12 protein-coding genes are annotated in these 22,879 nt (G+C 38.9%); 10 read left to right on the plus strand and 2 right to left on the minus strand.

What is annotated here, in order from left to right:
- Positions 1-70: 70 nt before the first annotated feature.
- Entirely contained in the window at positions 71-1,609 is a 1,539-nt protein-coding gene (gene ahpF / locus IGI52_RS17390; RefSeq protein ID WP_438781906.1) for an alkyl hydroperoxide reductase subunit F, read from the minus strand.
- A gap of 9 nt (positions 1,610-1,618) precedes the next feature.
- Complete coding sequence (gene ahpC / locus IGI52_RS17395; RefSeq protein ID WP_216407792.1) at positions 1,619-2,182, minus strand: alkyl hydroperoxide reductase subunit C; 564 nt, start codon at positions 2,180-2,182, stop codon at positions 1,619-1,621.
- Positions 2,183-2,480: 298 nt separating this feature from the next.
- Here ahpC and IGI52_RS17400 point away from each other — a divergent pair, with 298 nt between their 5' ends.
- The 10 genes from IGI52_RS17400 to IGI52_RS17445 all read left to right on the plus strand — a co-directional run bounded on the left by IGI52_RS17400 (position 2,481) and on the right by IGI52_RS17445 (position 22,869).
- Entirely contained in the window at positions 2,481-3,506 is a 1,026-nt protein-coding gene (locus IGI52_RS17400) for a TPM domain-containing protein (protein WP_438781907.1), read from the plus strand.
- A gap of 255 nt (positions 3,507-3,761) precedes the next feature.
- Positions 3,762-13,727 carry a SpaA isopeptide-forming pilin-related protein gene (locus IGI52_RS17405; protein WP_438781908.1) on the plus strand — a complete coding sequence of 3,322 codons (9,966 nt, stop codon included), beginning with the start codon at positions 3,762-3,764 and terminating at the stop codon, positions 13,725-13,727.
- Between the two features lie 754 nt (positions 13,728-14,481).
- The gene (locus tag IGI52_RS17410) at positions 14,482-15,270 is read left to right on the plus strand and encodes a YveK family protein (protein ID WP_438781909.1); all 789 of its coding nucleotides are present in this window, start codon (positions 14,482-14,484) and stop codon (positions 15,268-15,270) included.
- 9 nt (positions 15,271-15,279) lie between these two features.
- Entirely contained in the window at positions 15,280-15,984 is a 705-nt protein-coding gene (locus tag IGI52_RS17415; protein WP_438781910.1) for a CpsD/CapB family tyrosine-protein kinase, read from the plus strand.
- A gap of 18 nt (positions 15,985-16,002) precedes the next feature.
- The gene (locus IGI52_RS17420; protein WP_438781911.1) at positions 16,003-16,770 is read left to right on the plus strand and encodes a tyrosine-protein phosphatase; all 768 of its coding nucleotides are present in this window, start codon (positions 16,003-16,005) and stop codon (positions 16,768-16,770) included.
- 23 nt (positions 16,771-16,793) lie between these two features.
- A complete protein-coding gene (locus tag IGI52_RS17425) occupies positions 16,794-17,510 on the plus strand; it encodes a sugar transferase (RefSeq protein WP_438781912.1) in 717 nt (238 codons plus the stop codon).
- Between the two features lie 245 nt (positions 17,511-17,755).
- Positions 17,756-19,465, plus strand: coding sequence for a phospho-sugar mutase (locus IGI52_RS17430; protein ID WP_438781913.1), 1,710 nt, complete (start codon positions 17,756-17,758; stop codon positions 19,463-19,465).
- A 1-nt stretch (position 19,466) separates the two neighbouring features.
- Entirely contained in the window at positions 19,467-20,783 is a 1,317-nt protein-coding gene (locus IGI52_RS17435) for a sugar phosphate nucleotidyltransferase (protein WP_438781914.1), read from the plus strand.
- A 58-nt stretch (positions 20,784-20,841) separates the two neighbouring features.
- The gene (gene gmd / locus IGI52_RS17440) at positions 20,842-21,891 is read left to right on the plus strand and encodes a GDP-mannose 4,6-dehydratase (RefSeq protein WP_438781915.1); all 1,050 of its coding nucleotides are present in this window, start codon (positions 20,842-20,844) and stop codon (positions 21,889-21,891) included.
- A 45-nt stretch (positions 21,892-21,936) separates the two neighbouring features.
- Entirely contained in the window at positions 21,937-22,869 is a 933-nt protein-coding gene (locus IGI52_RS17445) for a GDP-mannose 4,6-dehydratase (protein WP_438781916.1), read from the plus strand.
- The last annotated feature ends 10 nt before the right edge of the window (positions 22,870-22,879 follow it).

Consider the following 22,879-nt stretch of genomic DNA (forward strand, 5'->3'; position numbering starts at 1 on the left):
TGCAGTGTATTGAGCATGAAACGAAAATAAGCCTCATTTTTCTGTTTTTAGAAAAATGAGGCTTATTCTACTAACTAACTGTTTGTCGAATCAAATAATCAAATGCACCGAGGGCAGCGGTAGCTCCAGAACCCATGGAGATAATGATTTGCTTATATGCGCTGTCTGTACAATCTCCTGCGGCAAAAATGCCTTCTACATTGGTTGCGCCATGTTTGTCCACTAGAATTTCACCACGATCGCTCAAGGCGACTGTATCGGCTAACCACTCAGTGTTCGGCATTAGACCAATCAAGATGAAGACCCCTTCAACATTCAAAGTATGTTCTTCATTTGTTAGACGATCCGTATACGTCAATGCTTCAACGTGAGAAGAACCGGTGATCTCCTTCGTTGCTGCATTGGTAATTACCGTGACATTCGACAATGAATAAAGCTTTTCTTGCAACACTTGATCGGCCTTTAGTTCAGGAAGAAATTCCAGTACATAAATATGTTTCGCTAATCCAGCTAAGTCAATGGCCGCTTCAATCCCTGAGTTTCCGCCACCAATCACCACAACTTCTTTATCTTTGAACAATGGGCCATCGCAATGCGGACAATAAGCGATGCCTTTGTTCTTAAATTCCTTTTCACCAGGAACATTGATGGCACGCCAGCGAGCACCTGTTGAAAGAATCGCTGTTTTTGTCGTTAAATGAGCACCATTTTCTAATTCAACTTCGATCAAATCCTTCTTCTGAATGGATTTGGCACGTTGTACTTTCATGATATCTACATCATATTGTTTCACGTGTTCTTCCACTTGACGCATTAATTGCGGACCTTCCACGTAAGGCGTGCCGATCACGTTTTCGATTCCCAGCGTTTCTAAGACTTGACCGCCGAAGGTATCCACGACCATTCCGGTCTTGATTCCTTTACGAGCAGCATAAATTGCTGAACTGGCACCAGCAGGACCACCCCCAATGACTAAAACATCAAAGGTTTCTTTATCAGCGAATTCATCCGCGCTCAAAGGTCCGCTGACTTTTTCGATAATCTGTTCGATCGTCATTCGACCGCTATCAAATTCTTCATCGTTTAGAAAAACAGTCGGTACTGCCATGACTTCTTTTGCATCAACTTCTGCTTGGTACATCCCACCTTCGATCATGGTATGCGAAATCTTTGGATTCAACACAGACATAATGTTCAACGCTTGGACGACATCCGGGCAGTTATGACAGGTTAGGCTGACATAGGTTTCAAATGCTAACTCCCGATCAATCAATTTGATTTGTTGAATCAGCACATCATCAATCTTCGGTGCCCGACCGCTGACTTGCAGCAAAGCTAGAATGAATGACGTAAATTCGTGTCCCATTGGTAGACCGGCAAAGACGATCCCACTAGCATCTGCACCCACCTGATTAATCTCAAAGCTTGGCGTACGCTTTAAGTTTTTTGTTTCGATCAAAATCTTATCATCCATCGCTGCGACTTCAGTCAAGAAATCTTCTACTTTTTTCGAATCTTCAGAGTCATCCAAACTTGCTGAAAAAGCGATCTTTGATTCTAATAGTGCTAAATATTGTTTTAGTTGTTCCTTCGTTTCGTTATCTAACATAAGAACCCCTTAAATCTTGCCGACTAAGTCAAAACTTGGTTTCAACGTTTCGCCGTCTTCTTTCCATTTAGCAGGGCAAACTTCGCCTGGATGGGTGCGAACATATTGGGCAGCACGAATTTTGTCGATCAAGCTGCTGGCATCACGGCCGATGCCGTCCGCGTTGATTTCCATTGCTTGAACAATCCCGTCTGGATCAATGATGAAGGTTCCCCGTTGTGCCAATCCTGCTTCTTCGTCTAACACATCAAAGATACGTGAGATATGATGAGAAGGATCACCGATCATCGTATAGTTGATCTTGCCGATGGCATCTGATGTATCGTGCCATGCTTTGTGCGTGAAATGAGTATCTGTTGAGCAAGAATACACCTCAACACCTAACTCTTGTAATTTTTCATATTGGTCTTGTAAATCCTCTAATTCTGTTGGACAAACAAAAGTAAAATCTGCTGGATAAAAACAAACAACGGACCATTTGCCCTGTAAGACTTCTTCAGAAACCTCGATAAATTTTCCTTGACGATAGGCTTGCGCTTGAAACGCTTCAACTTGTTTTCCGATTAATGACATAGATGTACCCTCCTGTTTAATAGTGAGAAAATATTCTCGTAATTGATAAAAGAAAATCTGAAAAAACTAGCATTGATCTTCTTTTATTTAAAATAATTATAAACAGAAAACAATTACATTGTAAATGCTTTTTTTGCATATTCCTGAAACTATTTGCCCAAAAAAGCGAAATAATATTGGAAAAAAGATTTTTAGCGAGTAGAGGTTGATTTTTCAACAATAAATAGATTCTAAAAAAGCGATTGCATAGCAGGTGAAGAACCGCCATAATTGAGAAAAAGCAAAGGGAGTGAGGAAAATGAAGCGGGTACTTTATTTTTTCTCGTTAGTACTGTTTGGGTTATTCTGGTGCGGTACAGTCCAGGCGGAAAATATCTATGTGGAGGATCATGCGAACGTGTTGTCCTCCGAAACGAAAGAACAAATCTATCAATACAATCAAAAATATAAAGAACTAAAGCTAAGTCCTCAGCTGGCAGTCGTGACTTTGGAGCAGCTACCAGATAATCAATCGATCGAGAGCTTTGCCAACGAGATATTTAACCAGTTAGGGGTTGGGGATAAGGAACATGATTCTGGTGTCTTATATGTGATCGCGGTGAAGGATCGTAAACAACGGATTGAAGTAGGTTATGGGCTGGAGGGCCACATCCCAGATGCCTTAGCGATGGAGCTTATGACTGAAGAAGCGAAGGAGTATTTCCGCAAGGGAAATTATGATGCAGGAGTCAAAATCGTTACAGACAATATTAATCACATTTTAATAGGAAAGAAAACGATCAAGGATTTTGAAGCGGGTTTCTTTGAAAAACATTTTGCTGGTAAAAATACGAGGGAGATTATTGGGAATTATGTATTTCCAGTGTTGGTTATGGTCGTAATCCTTTATGCCTTTTTAGAGCCGCCAGTGTTAAAGCTTTATATTTATTGGAAAGCTCGTAGAGAATTTGCTGCTGAGTTAAAGAAGGATCTAAAGAAAGACGATCCGAAATTTCAACGCTATTCGGTTAGAAAAATGATTCATAGTAAAGAGGCGGAAGTAGTAATTGCTAGAGAAAAAATTGTGAAGCGCTATAAACGACTAAAAAACAAAAAGCCACGATATTATCATTTTTACTACGCCTTTGGAACTTTGAAGCTCAAGGATTTGTTTGTGAAGAAAAAGAAAGAAATGAAACAATACTCCGTTTATTATCATCACAAGAATCTGTGGAATATAAGCAGCTTTAGCCGCGACAGATATGACAGAGACAATTCCTCAGGCGGCGGAGATTCGTTTGGCGGCGGAAGCTCTGGCGGAGGCGGTGCAAGCTCAGATTGGTAAAACTAGGAACATGAGGTCTTTCGCTTGATTACGTTTTAGTCTAAAAATAATAAAAAGAATGTAAAAAGCAACTTGCTTTTTACATTCTTTTTCATTTTTCTTTCATTCTAATTTTCTGGTTTTAAAATTTTATGGACGATTTCAGGGGTTATTGTTTGTAAAGTGAAAATAATCATAGCATAATTATAAAAAAACTATCTGATTTTCTTTTAATTGAGCAAGAGATAATTAGAAAATTTGAAAAGTGGGGATTATATGAAAAATCGGGAGAATATGAAGAGATGGGTAAGTGCAGTTATGCTATTGAGCATCGTTGGAGGCTTTGCCTCGCCGCTTCTTGCGACCGCCACAGACACCGCTGAAAGTTCTCATAGTAACGCAACTAGCGATAGCTCAACACTAAACTCAATGACTAGTGATCCACAACAGGTGCTATCCACGGCATCGGAGCCGATACCTGCGAAAACAGGCAGCACGGAAAGCTCTGATGAGATTACAAATTCATTACTTTTTGACAAAAATAGTGAAATGATTAGCAAAGATTTGGTCAAGAATCAATATGAAATGAATTTAAACGGAAAAATCAATAGTTCAGTAGAAAATAACCAACCGGTCACTTTTGAAATGACGAAAGCTTTTACACAGGAAGACAGTAAAGATAAAGAGAACAATATTTTAAATGAAACCAACGAAACAATAGGTGAATACACTGTTGATGCGACCGGTACTCGAACGAAGTACACTCTCAGTTTCAACAAATTAGTAAAAGGTGAAAATCGCTTTAGGCTAAATTTGATAGGCAGGATCACTCGCGGTCCTGACAAAACAATAGATATTTTTCATGAAAACCAAAAAATTTTCCAATTAACTATACCAGAGAATAACGAGTCTAGTGAAAATTCAAGTTCCATTAAGAGTGAGGAAACTAGGACAGAAGGCAGTAAAGATTCTGTTACAGAAGCAACAGCTAGTAGTCAAGAATCAGCTAAAGACAGCTCGAAAGCAACCACTGAGAGTACGAAACCGAATAAGAAAAAAGAACCAAGTCTCAAAGTACAAGCAGAGGAACAACAAAGCGAACCGAGAGCAGCGGGGCCAATTGATGATTTATTCAGTCAATATGCGCCAGGTGATAATTTTGTCAAAAAGATTCAATTGAATTTCAATCCTGATCCGCCAACGATCCATTCAACGATCGATTTTGATTTGGATTTTACTATACCAGATGCGGTTCGGACTGAGATGGTGCCTGGTGATTATTATGAGATGGATTTTCCTCAAGGACTTACGATTAAGCAGCCTTCACCACATGGAAATCTAGTTGATGACGATGGAAAAATTTATGGAAACTATGAATTTAATGCAGATACGCAAAAAGTACGAATTACTTTTACCAAACAAGAGAACGAAGACTTTTTGCCAGCGAATGGCGGCTCTATTTCAGCTGATGTTTACTTTGATCAGAAACAAGTCACGCGGCCGGGAAAGACAAAAATTATTTATCCTAGTAAAACCAATATCCCACCAGTAACAGTAAGTATCAAAACAACTGGCGGTTCATCGATCAGTAAGGCGGGACAGCCGGATTCACCGAATAACCCCACTAAAATCAACTGGCAAGTAGATTTCAATAAGGATTTTAGTGAATTGACGAATCCTCTTGTGACGGAGCATTTTCCAAAGCAAGTCGCGTTTGATAAAGAAGCGGCTGGGGCAGTCGTTGTCTATCCGTTGAATGTTGACTTCAATGGAGAAGTAACGGGGACAGACTCTACACCGCTTGATCCGAGTGAATATACAGTGGCAGACGATGGCTCGATCCAATTCAATACGCCGGTTGATCGACCTTACCGTATTATGTATTCCACGAAGATCAATGATTCAGCTAAACCGACTGATGGCGGCAAGGTTACAGTGATTAACAACGTCGATTTAACGACAGATACGATCAATCTGAAAACCTCGGCTTCCGTTGTATTGAACTATAAAAAAGCCTTGGAAAAAGTAAAAACTGGTTATGATCGCGTTGGACAAGTATACAGCTGGTTGATTCGTTACAATTATGGTCAAAAAGAACTTGCGAATGATACGGTGGTCTCAGATGCTTACTCGTCGAATATGGATGTCGATCCTAACAGCTTTAATGTTTATCAAGTGAACTTTGATAGCAAAGGGAATCCTGTTAATGGTGCACCAATCAATCCGAAAGATTACACGATTGATACATCTACGAATCCCTTTACGGTGACCTTTAAAAATAATGTCCAAGCTGGGAAAGCTATCAATATTGCTTATAAAACAAAGGTCAATAAAATTGTCGCGAATAATTCAGCAGTACAGGTAACGAACCAAGCCAAGACCAAAAATTTACCGCCAACAACAGAAATTCAAACCAATCCTGCACAGCAGGTGGTCATTAAAAATAAACCAACAATCGATGTCGGAACGAAAACGGCGCATTATTTGATTGATATCAATAAGAATAAATATGAAATGGAGCATGCTCTCTTTACTGATACGATGAGCTATACGAATGAAGGGTATGCTAGTTTTCCTTTCAAAGTCAAGGTGCCTGAAAGTGAAGCAGATGCAGGTGTGTATATTCGAGATGTGTCAGCTAGTAATCGTCTTTTAACTGGAGCTATCCGCATTCTAGCTAAGGATGGGAAGGTTTTGTACACAGCCGGTGACTCTGAAACGTCTGATTATGTTATGGATATCCATTTGAATGAGGAACAAACAGGCTATACCGATTTCAGTGTAAACTATCAAAATGCTTATGCGAAGACAGCTCATCAATTCCAAATGGAGTATTACATCACGTACAATCAATTTAGTGAAGGGTCCCCGAATCCGAATACTAGTCTTGATTACAAAAATACGATGAATGTGGCATTCACCAACAATGGACAGCCTTATGGTGCTTCTAGCAGTACGGATTTCAAGACGAGTACTCAAGAAGTCAATCAAGGAATGAAATCTGGCAGCTACAATCCGGCAACCAAGGAGATTACTTGGACAATTGTAACGAACTACAATAATTTAGGGGTCTCCGAATTTGATTTCAATGATCCGATTACTGGAAATCAGGTGTACGAGCCTGATTCATTAACAGTCACCCGAGGAACGATCAATGCTAGTGGGAAATTTCAAGCAACGACTAAGGAACCTTACCAAGGAAACCAAGTGGGAAAAAGCTACTTGACGGTGACGAATCCGAAACCAACAGGTGAAAATGATCAAGGCAGCTTGTCGATAGGTTTTGGAAGAGCAGGGAACTTCATTCCAGGCTGGGATGGCAACTCCACGCCGATGGTCTATCAAATCCAGTTTAAGACTACTTTGAAAAATCAAATTGTCTACGATCAATCTACTTACAAAAATATTGCGACTGTTGATATTGATGGAGTAAAACAAGAATTGCCGGCTTCTGTATCGATTGCTTTTGGCGGGAAATCGGCGATGAAGGATGCAAATTTCAATTTACAAACGGGAAAGATCAATTGGCATCTTACGCTCAACCCGAATCAATCCTTACTATCGAATGTCAAAGTGGAAGATCATCCAAGCGCCAATCAGATCATCCAAGAAGACAGCTTCAAGCTTTACACGGGCAAATATTCAGGCTCCGGTAATGAAACAACTGTGCAACCCGATCAGGAAGTACCGACGGATCAGTATCATATTCAGGTAGTTACCGATCCAGCGACAGGACAACAAACCTTCACGGTGGATATGTCTGGGATCAAGGAAAAAGCTGATCCTAACAGCGAGGGCGGGTTCTTGACGGGTGTGATTGAAAAGCCGTATATCTTAACTTATGAGACTGAACCTAATTTTGCTTCTAAAACAGAAAAAGTCACGAATGATGCATCCATTTCGAGTGAAGGCAGAGAATTGCCTGGAAAAGATACTGAAGGAACGGTCACTGTTACCGTTCAAGAATCTGGCGGCTCTGCTTATGGAACAAAAGGCAAAGTTGTTGTACAAAAAGAAAATGGTAATGGAGAGGTTGTTCCAGGAGCCGTTCTCCAATTGATCCGCAAAAATACGCAGACTAATAAATCGGTCATACTTTATCAGACAACAACAGATAGTCAGGGGATGGCCACGTTCGGTAACCTGATCGCTACCAGTCCTGTGTATGAATATTATGTCAAAGAAATCCAAGCGCCAGATGGCTATACGATTTCATCTGATTTATTGAAGGGCAAACGAGTAATCGCAGACACTAGCAATAAACCTGTGGTCACTGAGCTAAAGAATGAACCGATTAGAGTCATTTTCAACAAGACTGATAGTGTCGGGAAAGCACTCGCTGGCGGGCTATTCAGTTTATATGTAAATGAGGGGACGAAAGATGCGCCCAATTACACCTTCTTGCGAGGATATGAGGCAACAACCGATGGGGTGGACCTTTCTGGTCTAGAAGATGGTCAGTATTACATCCAAGAGGTAATGGCACCCGCTGGTTATCAAATCAATCAAACACGGATCAAGTTTGAAGTGAAGAAAAACGATGATAATACACGAAATGTTTTCGTCGATGATCAAAAAGTAATTGATGGGATGCTCAGATTAAAGGACTACCAAGGTTCCGCAGTTTTGAAGAAAACCAACGAAACGGGCAAAAATCTTGCTGGTGCACAGTTCAATTTGCAGCGTGCGGAGTTGAATTCGAATGACTACAGTGATTATGGTAATCAGAGTAACTACGTGACTAACAGCAATGGTCAATTGAATCTAACTAATCTGGCACCAGGTAAATATAAATTAAAGGAAAGCAAAGCGCCAGACGGTTACTATTTAAATAGTAAAGAAATGACTTTTGCAATCGATCCTATCTCGATCGGCAACCAAGTACCTACAACGATCCAGTTGAATAATGGCGAGGCGTTGATCGATTATTCAGGCTCCGCTCGCTTCAAGAAAGTCGATGGACGCGATTTCGCAGCTGGAAAAGAGACACCATTGGCTGGTGCTCGTTTCCAACTGTATACTGCGGATGGTAAAACAGCGATCGGCAATAGCGTTACTTCCGGTACAGATGGATACTTTACCTTTAATAATCTAGCACCAGGAACGACCTATGCCATCAAAGAAACGCAAGCGCCAGATAATTATCTGATTAATCAACAGCTGATTCGCTTTACGACTCCAGTATCCAATAATCAAGGCGCTTCTGCGATTACGATCGACAATGAAGGACAGAAGCTGGTCGTAGATGAAAAAACACCCTTCAAAAACTATAAAGAAGGGGTGCGTTTCCAAAAAGTTGATGCGCAGGGCCGTGGCTTAGGCGGTGCGAACTATCAATTATTGATGCAACGAAACGGTCAATGGCAGCCGATTACTGATTCAGCGAATGGCGCAAACAGCAACGGAGTTTTCACATCTGATGCCTTAGATGGAAATGTGCGGGCCTTTGAATTAGCTCCCGGCAGCTACAAGTTTGTCGAAAAAACTGCACCAAACGGCTATCTGTTGAACACCAAAGAAATTCCTTTCGTTGTTCAAGCCCAAGCCGAAAGTGAGCCAGCCATTCTGGACATCCCGATTACTGGCGATGCCAATGTCAATTATCAAGGCTCGGCACGGCTTTACAAAGAAGCGGAGAATACGTCTGATAACGGTTTTAGTAAATTAAGCGGAGCAGCCTTTGACGTCTATACCGATGCGGCTGAACCGGTAAAAATTACACCGGAAAGTATTAAGTCTAATGCTGATGGAAATGTCACGATCGATGGACTAGCGCCTGGAAATTACTATTTCCAAGAAGTTTCAAACAGCAACAACTATCTCGTAAACACGCAAAAAATCAAATTTACGATTCCAAATAGTGCGGCTGGCAAACCAGCAGTCGTTACAACAAACGACCAAACGGCTCCCGGCGGCAAGCTGACCCTGCGAAATTATTTAGGAGCGGTCACACTAACGAAAGTCGATCAAGATGATCAAGTATTAAGAGGCGCGGAATTTACTATATATAATAGTAGTAACAAAGCCGTCGGCACCGGAATCTCTGGTCCAGATGGAAAAGTCACGATCAATAAATTGGCACCTGGGGATTATACGATCAAAGAAACCAAAGCGCCAACTGGCTATTTACTCAATGATCAAGTACTCAACGTCACGATTCCAGCTTCAGCAGATGGTCAACCGCAAACAGTTACGATCACTGAACCTTTCAAGGATTATCAAGGCTCAGTCAAATTGATCAAGACCGATGACAATGATCGACCATTAGCCGGGGCGAAGTTCCAGTTGCTAGATAACGACGATCATCCTGTCGGCGCTGCATTAACAGCCGACGACAAAGGTGAAGTCATATTCAATAAGCTGGCCCCTGGCGACTACACCTTTAAGGAAGTCGAAGCACCAGCCGGCTACCTATTGAATACCACGACCGTGCCAGTCACTGTCGCAAAAAATGCCGACGGTCAACCAGCAGTCGTGACGGTTCAAGAGCACTTTATGAACTATCAAGGAACCGCGGAATTGACCAAGACCGATGGCGATGGCACCGTATTACAAGGCGCGAAGTTCAAAGTTGTTGATGAGCAAGGAAAAGATGTTGCCGGCAAAACCGCAATATCCGATGATAAAGGTCTCGTTCGCGTAACCGGATTAGCCCCTGGCCGCTATCGTTTCGTGGAAACCGAAGCACCAGACAAAGGTAATGAGGGCAAATACATCATGACCAGTGAAGACTTAGCTTTCGAGATACCAGCAGAAAGCCAAGGTGAACCTGCAATTGTGAAAATCAAAGAGGATGTCGCAAATTATCGCGGTACGATCCGTCTGCATAAAGTCGGTAATGATATTAATGATGATTCCAAGACCGTTAATCTAGCAGAAGCAGAATTCACACTGTATACGAAGTCTGATTTCAGTGATACAAATCCGGCGAAAGTAAAATCTGATGCAAAAGGAATCGTTGAATTCAAAGATCTAGCGCCTGGCACCTACTATGTGAAGGAAACAGCGGCACCAAGTGGCTACTTGTTAAATACCTTCCCATTGACTTTTGTAATTCCTGAACGGGTTCCAGCGACAATGCCAATGACCGATAAACAAAATCATACGAATACCATCCAAGACGGTGAGTATGTTGTTGATAACGGGGATTTCCAAAATGGCAGAAAAGAAATAGAGTTGAAGAAAAGCGATGGCGAATCCTCCGGCGATTTAGATTTGTCACAGGTCGCCTTTGCGTTGTACATCGATGATGGAAGCACCGATGGCGAACTGGTTAAAGACAATTTGAAACCAGAAAACGATGGAACGATCGATTTGAGTAATCTGGCGTTAGAAAACGGCAGCTACAAATTGATCGAAGCACAGACTGCATCAAATTACGTGATCAGCAGCCAACCAATCTATTTTGTAGTGGATAATCAGCAAGTCAACGGTATGACGTTAGATTTAGCCAATTACCAAGCTTCCATTAAAGGGAGAAAGGTTAGCGGCAGTAAGAAGCTTGAAGGAGCGGAATACCAGCTCTTCAGAGCAGACACGCTAGACCAACCAATCAAAACGACTGATAAAGCTGGCAACGATCAAACAATCATCAAAACTGATGCTGATGGCGAGTTTTATGCGAAAGGATTGAGTGCTGGCGACTATGTCTTGAAGGAAACCAAAGCACCAAAAGGCTACATTCTGGACACGACCGAGCACAAATTTACGGTCTATCCGCAAAAAGATAAACCGATAACATTGGACCTTGGCGATTTTGAAAACTATCAAGGAACGGCGAAGCTGACGAAAAAAGCCGAATCTGGGAAATTATTACCAGATGCTGTTTTTGACGTTCAAACCAGCGCTGGAAAAACAGTCCAAACAGATTTGACGACTAATGAAAATGGTGAAGTTACGGTAAAAGATCTCGAACCCGGCGATTATCAATTCGTCGAAACCAAAGCACCAAACGGGTACCTGATCAATACCACACCAGTACCATTTACCATCGAGGCAGCATCAAAAGGCAAACCAGCAATAGTCACTGCCAGTGAAAATTTTGTAAACTATCAAGGTTCTGCCCACTTCCGGAAGACGAATGTGAAGAACACGCCATTAGCAAATGCTGAATTTGAAGTGCGGGATGAAAACGATCAGCCAGTCGGTGAAAAAATCTATTCTGATGAAGACGGGTACGTTACAGCAAATGGATTAGCCCCAGGCAAATACACATTTGTTGAAACCAAAGCTCCTGATGATTACCTGATCAACAAGACAGAAATACCGTTTACGATTGCTAAAGAGGCTGCTGGCAACCCAGCGATAGTCGAAGCGTTGAATGGCGAAAACTTTATCGATTACAAAGGCTCAGCGATCTTGACGAAAACAAATGCGGACGGGACCAAGTTATCCGGAGCAGTTTTTAATGTTTTAGATGCATCAGGAAATCCAGTAATCAAGTCCATTACAAGTAACACCGATGGAGAGCTTGTTGCTAATGAGTTGGCTCCAGGCAAATATACCTTTAAAGAAGTGAAAGCTCCAGCTGGCTATCTGATCAACGCTGATCCAGTATCATTCGAGATACCCGTAGAGGCAAAAGGTGAACCGCAGCAAGTCCAAGCTAATAACGGTGAAAACTTTATCAACTACAAAGGCTCCGTTGAAATGAAGAAAGTCGCCTTTGATCGGACAACAGATGATGAAGGATTAGCCGGAGCAATCTTTGCGGTTGAAGATCAAGACGGCAAGCAAATCGCTAAAGGTCAGCCGACAAAAGAAGACGGCATCGTTCATTTTGATGGACTGGCACCAGGCGATTACGATCTAATTGAAATCGAAGCACCAGAAGGATACTTGATTAATAGTACAAAAGTGCCATTTACGATTCCAGATCATGCTTCAGGTGAACCAACATCTGTTCAGGCAAACGACGATGAACCGTTTAATAACTACAAAGGAACCTTCCTGCTAATCAAGCAAAATAAAGCTGGAGCAGCTTTGAAGGATGTCGAGTTCGACCTATTTAAAGACGGCATCGAAAAACCAGTTAAACAAGGAACAACCGATACAAATGGTGTAATGACGTTAACAGGCCTAGCTCCTGGCAGCTATCATTTGATCGAGACCTATTCTTCCGGTTATATTGTCAATCAAACGCCGATCGTATTTACGATTAGCGATACAGCAGAAGGACAGCCAGCAGTAGTGATGCCAGACGAACCAGTCATTAACTATCAAGGCTCAGCCAAATTGATTAAGACTGATGAAAACGATAAGCCTTTGAAAGATGCAGAGTTCGAAGTTTTAGATGAAGATAATAATCAAGTCGGTAAGACGATCAAGTCTAATGAAAATGGTGAAGTTATCGCAACAGACTTGGCACCAGGGGATTATGTATTCAAAGAAGTCAAAGCACCAACTGGATACGTGATCAACACCACGGAAGTGCCGTTCACCATCGATAGATCAACCGAAGACGGTAACCAAGCAGTAGTCATAGATGATCCATTCATCAATTACCAAGGCTCAGCCAAATTAATCAAGACCAACGAAAAAGGTAAAAAACTAGCAGATGCGCTCTTTGAATTGCAAACGAACAAAGGTCAAGTCATCATTAAAGACTTGAAAACCAATGCTGATGGTGAAATAATGGTTGATTATCTAGCGCCAGGTGATTACCAATTTGTTGAGACAAAAGCACCAACAGGCTATATTATCAATACCAAACCAGTTGAGTTTACGATCAAGGCTGAAGCGAAAGGTCAGCCAGAAGTAGTCGCAGCTAGCGAAAACTTCATTAACTATCAAGGAAAGGCTGTTCTGACAAAAGTTGCTGCCGATAATACCGGCAAGCATTTGACAAATGCCGAATTCCAATTACTTGATAGCGGTCAATCAGTCTTACGCGAAAAACTTAAGACAGATGCCGATGGCAAATTGCAGGTAACGAATCTAGCACCTGGCAAGTACTACTTTAAAGAAACCAAAGCGCCAGTCGGCTACCAATTGTCAGACAAACTCGTTGAATTCACCATTGCAACGAAAAACAATGACAAACCAGCACAGGTTGATGTAGTAGCCAAGAATAAGCAAATACCGAATACTCCAAACCGACCTAATCAACAAAGGAAACCCGGGCAAGGATTTTATCCGAAAACGGGCGAAGCTAAAGGGGTGCTATCGGTCATAATAGGAGTGATTCTTGTTCTTATCATTACTGGCGTCACGTACACACGAAGAAATAGGAATCAAAAATAAGCTAAGTTGAACTGTAGGCAATGCTCGGAAATGGAGCACTGCCTACAGTTTTTTGCGTAAAGGAGTTTTTCAATTTTTAAGAAAGAATTGATACATACTGCACTTTTTTTGAAGGAAGAAAGACTAATTCAAAAATTTCAAATGTATCAAACAGATTTCAACTGTGACGAAAATAAAAGAGACGATTATTTATGGAGACGAATCGCTGAGGGAATCCCCTTTCTTTTTCAATATAATAGTGAATAGCAATACATTCAACTTATAATATATAAAATCATTTTTATTTTTAAGCGCTTTTTTGAAATAAAAAATGAATATAATGTTATAATTGCTGTTTAAATAATCATTGATATTGCAGACCGTCTGAACTATAATAATAACGTTGATTGTGTTTTTTAAGTTAAAATGGTATGAGTGCGCAATCATCTAAGTGAATGAATAAACAAAAAAACATTGTATTTTTATTTGGTTAGCATTATATAAAACAAGTATTTAACGTTTTAATTTGGAGAAAGTTTTTTTCATGCTTTTTTTATGGAAATGAAGCAACTTAGCTTTAATAGAAATAGCATTTAGCAAAAGAAGCGAAACCGGCATTGTTAAATTCTTTTTCTTTATAAAAGACGTTGAAAAAAGAAGCTAAAGTTTCTAAAGGAATGCCTTTCGTATCAAGCTTTTTTGATATACTATTTCTGCTATTTAAGGAAACTAACCGAATGAGTTAAAAGTAAAGTATAGGGAAGTTGAGGGTCTTATGGAGCAAACAATCAGTATTAAACAATTATTTGAACTATTAAGGAAAAGGATCGGATTGATCATTTTAGGAGGTTTAGTGGGCCTTTTGATCTCAGGTCTGTTAGCCTTTTTCATTTTAACACCGAAATACAGTTCACAAGCACAGCTAGTAGTCACATTGCCGCAAACAGAAACAACCAATGCCAACGATGTGAATACCAACTTGCAGATGATCAATACATATAAAGATATTATCACCGGGGATTTGGTAACTAAGGAAGTATCAGAGAAACTAAGTTCTGAATACGGCTTAAAAATGACTACCAATGACCTTAAGGAGAGTATCAAGGTAGAACAAAATCAGAACTCTCAAATGTTTTCAATTATAGCAACAAGTAAAAGTCCAAGAGAAGCAGCGAATATTTCGAATACGACTGCTGAAATTTTTAAGGCTAACGCGAAAGATGTGTTGAATGTCGATCGGATTTCAATTATCTCTCAAGCAGTCGCAACCAGTTCACCAGTCTTTCCGAATAAGAAGCTGACAATTGCAGCGGGGCTATTAATTGGTTTAATGTTAGGAACTTTTCTAGCTGTTCTTCTAGAATTATTGGATCGCACAGTTAAGGAAAGCAAAACTTTAACAGATGAATTTGGTTTAACACTTTTAGGGAATATCCCAGAGTTAACCCAAAAAGAATTAAATGCCAAAATTCGTCGTGAACCAGCACCGAAGATCACTAAAAGAGAAGTTCCAAAAAATGAAACAGACATGGCTCTTGATCGTCGCAGACGAAAACGGGTCTAGGAGGTAGTTATGGCTAAAAAATTCAAACAATCAGATGTAGCTCAAGCAGTCAGCTTGATTACGTTAGTAGATAAAAGCTCACCAGTCTCAGAACGCTATCGTACAATTCGTACAAATATCCAATTTGCTTCTTCAGCAGATCGTCAAATTAAAACATTAGTAATCACTTCATCAGGTCCTGGAGAAGGAAAATCAACGACAGCAGCGAATCTTGCAGTGGTATTTGCTAATTCAGGACAAAGCGTTTTATTAGTCGATGCGGACATGCGTAAAGCCACCGTGCACAAAACCTTCCTATTAAATAATGGCGTGGGATTGAGTAATGTTCTAAGTACAGATATGAACGTCAGCGAGGCAGTTCAGCGAAGTATTGTTCCTAATCTTTATGTAATGACTAGCGGTCCAAAGTCTCCTAACCCTTCAGAATTATTAGGTTCGACTCGGATGGATCAACTAGTTAGAGAGTTACGCTCAGATTATGATTTTGTGATCTTTGATATGCCGCCGATCGTGGCGGTAACGGATGCTCAAATCGTTGCTTCGAAAGCAGATGGCACCATGTTAGTAGTGCGTGAGAACTTTACTCGCAAGGATTCCTTACAAAAGGCTCGCGAGCTGTTATCCATGGTAAATGCCAATGTATTAGGCGCTGTTTTTAACGGCAGCACTGATGCAAATGATCAAGGTTATTACTATTATGGCACAGAGAACTAGCACAAGAAGGTGAAGGGCTTGATTGATTTGCATAGCCACATTCTACCGGGAGTAGATGATGGTGCTCAAACGATTGAAGATAGTATCGAAATGGCAAAAAAAGCGGTGAGTCAGGGGATCACGCACTTGATGTGCACACCGCATCATAATAACGGGAAGTATTCCAATCCTGCTCAGCAAGTGATTACTAGAGCCAACCAGTTGCAATCAGTTTTGGATCAAGAGGATATTCCACTCACTCTCTTAGAAGGACAAGAAGTACGGGTTACAGGGTCACTGTTAGAGGATATTCAAAATCAAGAAATTTTATTTACTGACCTTGATAATACATATATCCTGATTGAGTTTCCTTCTGGCGATGTACCAGAGTATTCAGAGCAACTTTTCTTTGAGTTAATGAGTCATGGTCATGTTCCAGTAATTGTTCACCCGGAGAGGAATGCGATCTTTCGAAAAGATCTAAATCGATTAATACCATTCTTGCAGATGGGGGTGCTTACTCAGTTAACAGCGCCAAGTATTGTTGGCGTCTTTGGAAAAGATATTCAAAAAACAGCAAGAACTATGTTAAAGCACAACATGCTATACATGGTTGCTTCCGATGCACACAATCTAAGACACCGAACGTTTCTGATGAAGGAAGCCTATGAAGAAATTCATAAAATTGGTGGAGCAAGAATGGTTGAAGAGATGCAGCAAATGGCGAAAGATCTGGTAAATGGTGATGAAGTTGTTAGACCGGAATTTACAATGATAAAGGAATCACGCTTCAAATTCTTTAGTTAATAATTTGTTTGGGGGAGCTTATTATGAAAAGTGAAAAGTACTTTGGGGATGTGAATATATTGAAGACCAAGTCTCCTGTAGAGAGAGAAGGATCTCTATTAATTTGGGTAGATAAAGAAAAAATTAGGAAGCAAAAGGGATATGATTTTGTTAAACGACTCATTGATTTTTTTGCAGGACTTATCGGAATAATATTGATTTCTCCGATTATGCTTTGGATAGGTTATAAAATACATAAGGATGAGCCGGGTGCTCCGGTAATCTTTGCGCAAAAACGCGTTGGGCGAAATGGTAAATTGTTTACTATGTATAAGTTTCGATCAATGTGTGTAGATGCGGAAGAGAAATTGAATGGGTTGGTTGACAAAAATGAAATCAAGGGTGCTATGTTCAAAATGAAAGAGGACCCAAGAGTTACAGAATTTGGGAAATTTATTCGAAGGACTAGTTTGGATGAACTCCCACAACTGATTAATGTCATTAAGGGCGATATGAGTTTAATCGGACCAAGGCCGCCATTGCAAAGGGAAGTTGCTGAGTATACACAGTATGATATGCAACGTTTGCTTGTAAAGCCAGGATGTTCAGGATTATGGCAAGTAAATGGACGTAATGACGTACATTTTGATGAGATGGTCAATTTTGATATTGAATACATTCAGACTAGAAGTGTGCAGAAAGATATTTCTTTAATTTTAAAAACAATCAAAGTTATGACTAAGCCCAAGGGTGCCTATTAATACATTTGTGTACTTAGAGCATATTTTTTGAACTTTGATTGCTAACTATTCAAAGCTTTGTAAGATGAAAATATAGAAGAGTTCTCAAATTAAATATCTTATATTTTGAAGGAAGACAAATTGGTTAGTAATGATATTACTGGTAAGTACTTTGAGCATATTGGCACAAAGTGCTTTAATTTTTAAGATCCTAAACTTTTAGTCAAAAAAAGTAATGAGAAAATTTGATAATTGAGGGGAAATAAATGGTTTATTTAGAAAAGTTTGCGCAATGGAAGAATGATCCTTTTTTTGATTTTGAAACTAGAACTGAGTTAGGTGGATTAAGAGGAGATAATGAAATAGAAGATAGATTTTATAAAGAATTAGAGTTTGGGACAGGTGGACTCAGGGGAATTATGGGTGCAGGAACCAATAGAATGAACAAATACACTGTGGGCAAAGCAACTACTGGATTAGCTAACTATTTGATAGCTACCTATGGAGAAGAAGAATGCAAGAAACGTGGTGTAGCTATTGGATACGATACTAGAAATAACAGTAAATTTTTTGCTGAAATTGTTGCGAATGTTTTGATTGGTATGGGGGTAAAAGCCTATCTTTACTCATCTGCCAGACCTACTCCTCAACTAAGTTTTTCAGTAAGAAAGAACAATTGTTTAGCCGGAGTTGTTATCACTGCTAGCCATAACCCTAAAGATTATAATGGATATAAAGTGTATGATGAGTTTGGTTGTCAGTTAGTTCCAAAAATGGCAGAAGAAGTAATTAAACATGTGAATGAGTTAACCGATTATAAAAAAATAAATTTTACTTTGTCTGATTGTGATGTAATTATGATTGATGATACTGATGATTTTATCGATACTGTTTTATTGCAGAGTCGACTAAAGAATGAGGGGTTAAAACAAGAACTAAGTGTCGTTTACACGCCATTACATGGCGCAGGGTACATTCCTGTCATGGAGGTACTAAAAAGAGATTCCTTTAGGAAACTTAATATAGTCCCAAAGCAAGCTGAATTAGACGGTGATTTCCCAACGGTTTCTTCTCCAAATCCTGAAGACAAACTCGCACTTGATTTAGGTATTGAATTGGCAAAAACGATTAACGCAGATATCGTCTTAGGGACTGATCCGGATTGTGATAGAGTCGGTATAGCAGTTCGATCTGCAAACGATAATTATTACTTGCTATCAGGAAACCAGATTGGAGCATTGCTAGTCGATTATTTACTTTCTACAACTGATCTATCAAACTACAAAAAACCAACTGTTGTAAAAACTATTGTAACATCTGAACTAGGTGCCGAAATTGCTAAGAAGAAAGGAATTGAAATCTTCACAACTTTAACAGGGTTCAAATTTATTGGTGAAAAAATAACTCAATTTGAACAAGCTAGAAATTGTGGAGATACGGAACACGATTTTGATTTTCTATTTGGTTATGAGGAGTCATATGGCTACCTTGCTGGGTTACACGCTAGAGATAAAGATGCTGTTGTTTCTTGTATGTTAATTTGTGAGATGGCTGCTCTGTATAAAAAACTTGGGAAAAATCTAATAGAGAGATTGGAAGAATTATATTCTGAATTTGGCTACTATTTAGATGAATTAGATAGTTTTACTTTTAGTGGTAAGACTGGACAAGAACATATAGAAAACTTGATGAATGAACTAAGAGAAGATGAACACCTTTTCGAGGGTGTTAAGAAAAAAATAGATTATCTATTAGGATCTAAAGAAAATAGTCTTTTTGAACCACTGCCTAAATCAAACGTTTTAAAATTCATTTTGATTGATGATTCGTGGGTAGCAGTTCGACCTTCTGGTACAGAGCCTAAAATTAAGATTTATTATAGCGTTAAAGGGACGGATAAGGAAGACGCAAAAAATAAATTCAAAAAGATTAGAACTCAATTGATGAATAAACTTGGAATAAATGAGGAGTTATAATATGAACATAATTTTGCTTTCTGGAGGAAGTGGAAAAAGATTATGGCCGCTTTCAAACGACGTACGGAGCAAACAGTTTATCAAATTGTTTAAGAATGAGGAAAATCAATACGAATCAATGGTACAACGTGTCTATAGACAAATTCAATCAGTCATTCCTGAAACAAACGTGACTATTGCTACTAGCAAGACACAAGCTAGTACAATTAAAAATCAATTGGAGGACAGAGTTTCTATTTGTGTGGAGCCATGCAGACGGGATACTTTTCCCGCAATTTTGTTAGCAGCTGTGTTTCTTAAGTATAAGAAAAATATTTCCAAAGATGAAAGTGTAATTGTTTGCCCAGTTGACCCGTATGTTGATGATACATATTTTGAAGCTTTTAAAAAGCTAGAAAAAAATGTAAATGAGAAGAAATCAAATTTAACGTTGTTGGGTATTGAGCCTACTTATCCAAGTGAGAAATATGGATATATCATTCCCAGTTCTTGTGATTCTATAAGTAAAGTCAAGGAATTTAAAGAAAAACCTGATCTTCAAAGAGCAAAGAAATATATCAAGAAAAATGCTTTGTGGAATGCGGGAATATTTGCTTTTAAGCTAGGTTATTTAATAGATAAAGCTCATAATTTGATAGACTTTGAAACGTATGAGGAATTTTACAGGAAATATGAATTAATTGAGAAAACAAGCTTTGATTATGGTGTTGTCGAAAAAGAAGCAAGTATCGAGGTAGTGAGATACAGTGGTGACTGGAAAGATGTTGGTACTTGGAACATGATGACTGAAGTAATGGCGAATGATATCAAAGGAAATGCTATTATGGATGATTGCTGTGACAATACTCAAATAATTAATGAATTAAATATTCCTATTATTGCTCTAGGGTGTAATGATATGGTTATTGCAGCTAGTAATGATGGAATACTGGTTTCTGATAAAGAGCGAAGTGGCTATATGAAGCCCTATGTAGAAAGCCTTAAGCAAGATACTATGTATGCTGAAAAATCTTGGGGCACATATCGGGTTATTGATAATCAATCTGAGTCTATGACGATAAAAATATCAATGCGCTCAGGAGATTCAATGAGTTATCATAGCCATAATAATCGTGATGAAGTGTGGACAGTTGTAACTGGTGAAGGGATCGCTACTATTGATGGAATCGAAAAGACGTTAAGTCAAGGAGATACTTTATCTATACCAAGAGGTGTAAAGCATACGGTGAAAGCGAAAAGTGTTTATTTTGAAATTGTAGAAGTACAATTAGGAAATTCGATTAATGTAGAAGATAAGATTAAATATAATGTTTTATAAGGAAAGTATCTTAAACAATTAAACTAATTAGATTTAAAGAATGAGGAGAATAAAAAATATGAAAAAAGCATTGATTACTGGAATTACCGGACAAGACGGCTCTTATTTAGCCGAATTTTTACTTGAGAAAGGATATGAAGTTCACGGGATAATTAGAAGAGCATCAGTTTCCACAACTGAGAGAATTCAGCATCTTATTGATAAAAAACTGATTACATTGCATGATGGTGATTTATCAGATTCGTCCAGTATTATTAGAGTTATTTCAGAGGTAAGGCCTGAGGAAATATACAATTTAGCTGCACAAAGTCATGTAGGAGTTAGTTTTGATGCTGCTGAGTACACTAGCGATGTAGATGCTCTTGGTGTTCTCAGAATTTTAGAAGCAGTTCGGATGTTGGAATTAACAAAAACTTGTAGAATATATCAAGCATCCACCTCAGAACTTTATGGTAAAGTTGAGGAATGTCCACAAAATGAATCTACACCATTCCACCCATATAGCCCTTATGCGGTAGCCAAACAATATGGGTTTTGGATAATCAAAGAATATCGTGAGGCATATGGTATGTATGCTTGTAATGGTATACTGTTTAATCATGAATCAGAGCGACGTGGGGAGAACTTTGTTACTAGAAAAATTACTTTAGCAGCAGGTAGGATTGCTTCTGGTACACAAGAGTATTTAGAATTAGGAAACCTTGATTCCTTGCGTGATTGGGGTTACGCAAAAGATTATGTTGAATGTATGTGGTTAATGTTACAACAAGAAAAGCCAGAAGATTTCGTTATTGCCACTGGTGTTCAACATACGGTAAGAGAATTTACTACTTTAGCATTTAAACATGATGGTATAGAAATTGATTGGCGAGGAGAAGGAATGGAAGAAAAAGGATATGACAAAGCAACAGGTAAAATGGTTGTATGTGTTAGTCCTGAATTCTTTAGACCTACAGATGTTGTGAACTTATGGGGAGACCCAACGAAAGCTAAAACAGTTTTAGGTTGGAATCCTCTTCAAACTAGTTATGAAGAACTGTGTAGTATTATGGCGGAGCATGATTTAAAAATTGCTAAGAGGGAAGCTAAAGATAATATAAAAAAGTAACATTTCAAATGTGATAGAAACAAAAAAGAGTAATGAGGTGCAAGAGTGAGTAGGATTCTAATTTTTGGCATTGGTGGCTTTGTTGGGAAGTATTTAGCTAAAGAATTTTTAGATGCTGGATATACTGTAATAGGATCGGACTTGAAAGAACCAACAAAGTTATGCAAACGAGTAACTTTTATCAAAGCTGATATTGTAAATAATCAGGAAGTTTTTGAAGTAATTAATCGTGCTCAACCAGAAATGATAATAAATCTAGCTGGAATCAGTAGTGTAGGGAGTTCTTGGAGTATACCCCAAACAACAATTACAGTTAATGTCATAGGCGCTCTAAATATTCTTGAGGCAGTCAAAAGGTATAAGATAACTTCAAAGATTATGTTTATCGGTTCCAGTGAGGAATACAAGAGTAAAAACGAACCAATGAATGAAAAAACACAGTTAAGTGCTAATAATCCTTATGGCATTTCTAAAATTACTCAAAGTAATTTTATATCATTGTACAGAGATTATTATGGTATGAAAATATATGAAGTAAGGCCTTTTAATCACACTGGAGTAGGGCAAAAAGATACTTTTGTCCTGCCGAGTTTTTGTAAACAAGTTGCAGAAATTGAAAAAAATAAAAATGGTGGGACAATTAATGTTGGCAATCTTAATATAAAGCGTGATTTTAGCCATGTAAAAGACATTGTTAGAGCGTATCGTTTAATCATTGAAAGCGATGATTATCAGGTAGTATATAATGTAGGTTCTGGTAAATCATATGAATTAAATGATTTACTTAATTACATCATAAAATTGAGTAGTCAAAACATCAAAATTGAAATTGATCCTGATCGATTCAGATTAACTGATACACCAATAATTCAGTCTGATAATAGTTTGATAAGAAGTAAACTTGGATGGGAACCAAGAAATACAGTATTTGATGCCTTAAAAGAGATTTACGAGTTCTATCTCAATGAAGAAAAATGATTTTCATATG

The sequence above is a fragment of the Enterococcus sp. DIV0187 genome, assembly GCF_051713785.1.
In the GTDB taxonomy this organism is placed as follows: Bacteria; Bacillota; Bacilli; order Lactobacillales; family Enterococcaceae; genus Enterococcus_A; species Enterococcus_A avium.

Coding starts and splice junctions, on each gene's coding strand:
- ahpF (WP_438781906.1), bottom strand. CDS start 1,609: ATGTTAGATAACGAAACGAAGGAACAACTAAAACAATATTTAGCACTA.
- ahpC (WP_216407792.1), bottom strand. CDS start 2,182: ATGTCATTAATCGGAAAACAAGTTGAAGCGTTTCAAGCGCAAGCCTAT.
- IGI52_RS17400 (WP_438781907.1), top strand. CDS start 2,481: ATGAAGCGGGTACTTTATTTTTTCTCGTTAGTACTGTTTGGGTTATTC.
- IGI52_RS17405 (WP_438781908.1), top strand. CDS start 3,762: ATGAAAAATCGGGAGAATATGAAGAGATGGGTAAGTGCAGTTATGCTA.
- IGI52_RS17410 (WP_438781909.1), top strand. CDS start 14,482: ATGGAGCAAACAATCAGTATTAAACAATTATTTGAACTATTAAGGAAA.
- IGI52_RS17415 (WP_438781910.1), top strand. CDS start 15,280: ATGGCTAAAAAATTCAAACAATCAGATGTAGCTCAAGCAGTCAGCTTG.
- IGI52_RS17425 (WP_438781912.1), top strand. CDS start 16,794: ATGAAAAGTGAAAAGTACTTTGGGGATGTGAATATATTGAAGACCAAG.
- IGI52_RS17430 (WP_438781913.1), top strand. CDS start 17,756: ATGGTTTATTTAGAAAAGTTTGCGCAATGGAAGAATGATCCTTTTTTT.
- IGI52_RS17435 (WP_438781914.1), top strand. CDS start 19,467: ATGAACATAATTTTGCTTTCTGGAGGAAGTGGAAAAAGATTATGGCCG.
- gmd (WP_438781915.1), top strand. CDS start 20,842: ATGAAAAAAGCATTGATTACTGGAATTACCGGACAAGACGGCTCTTAT.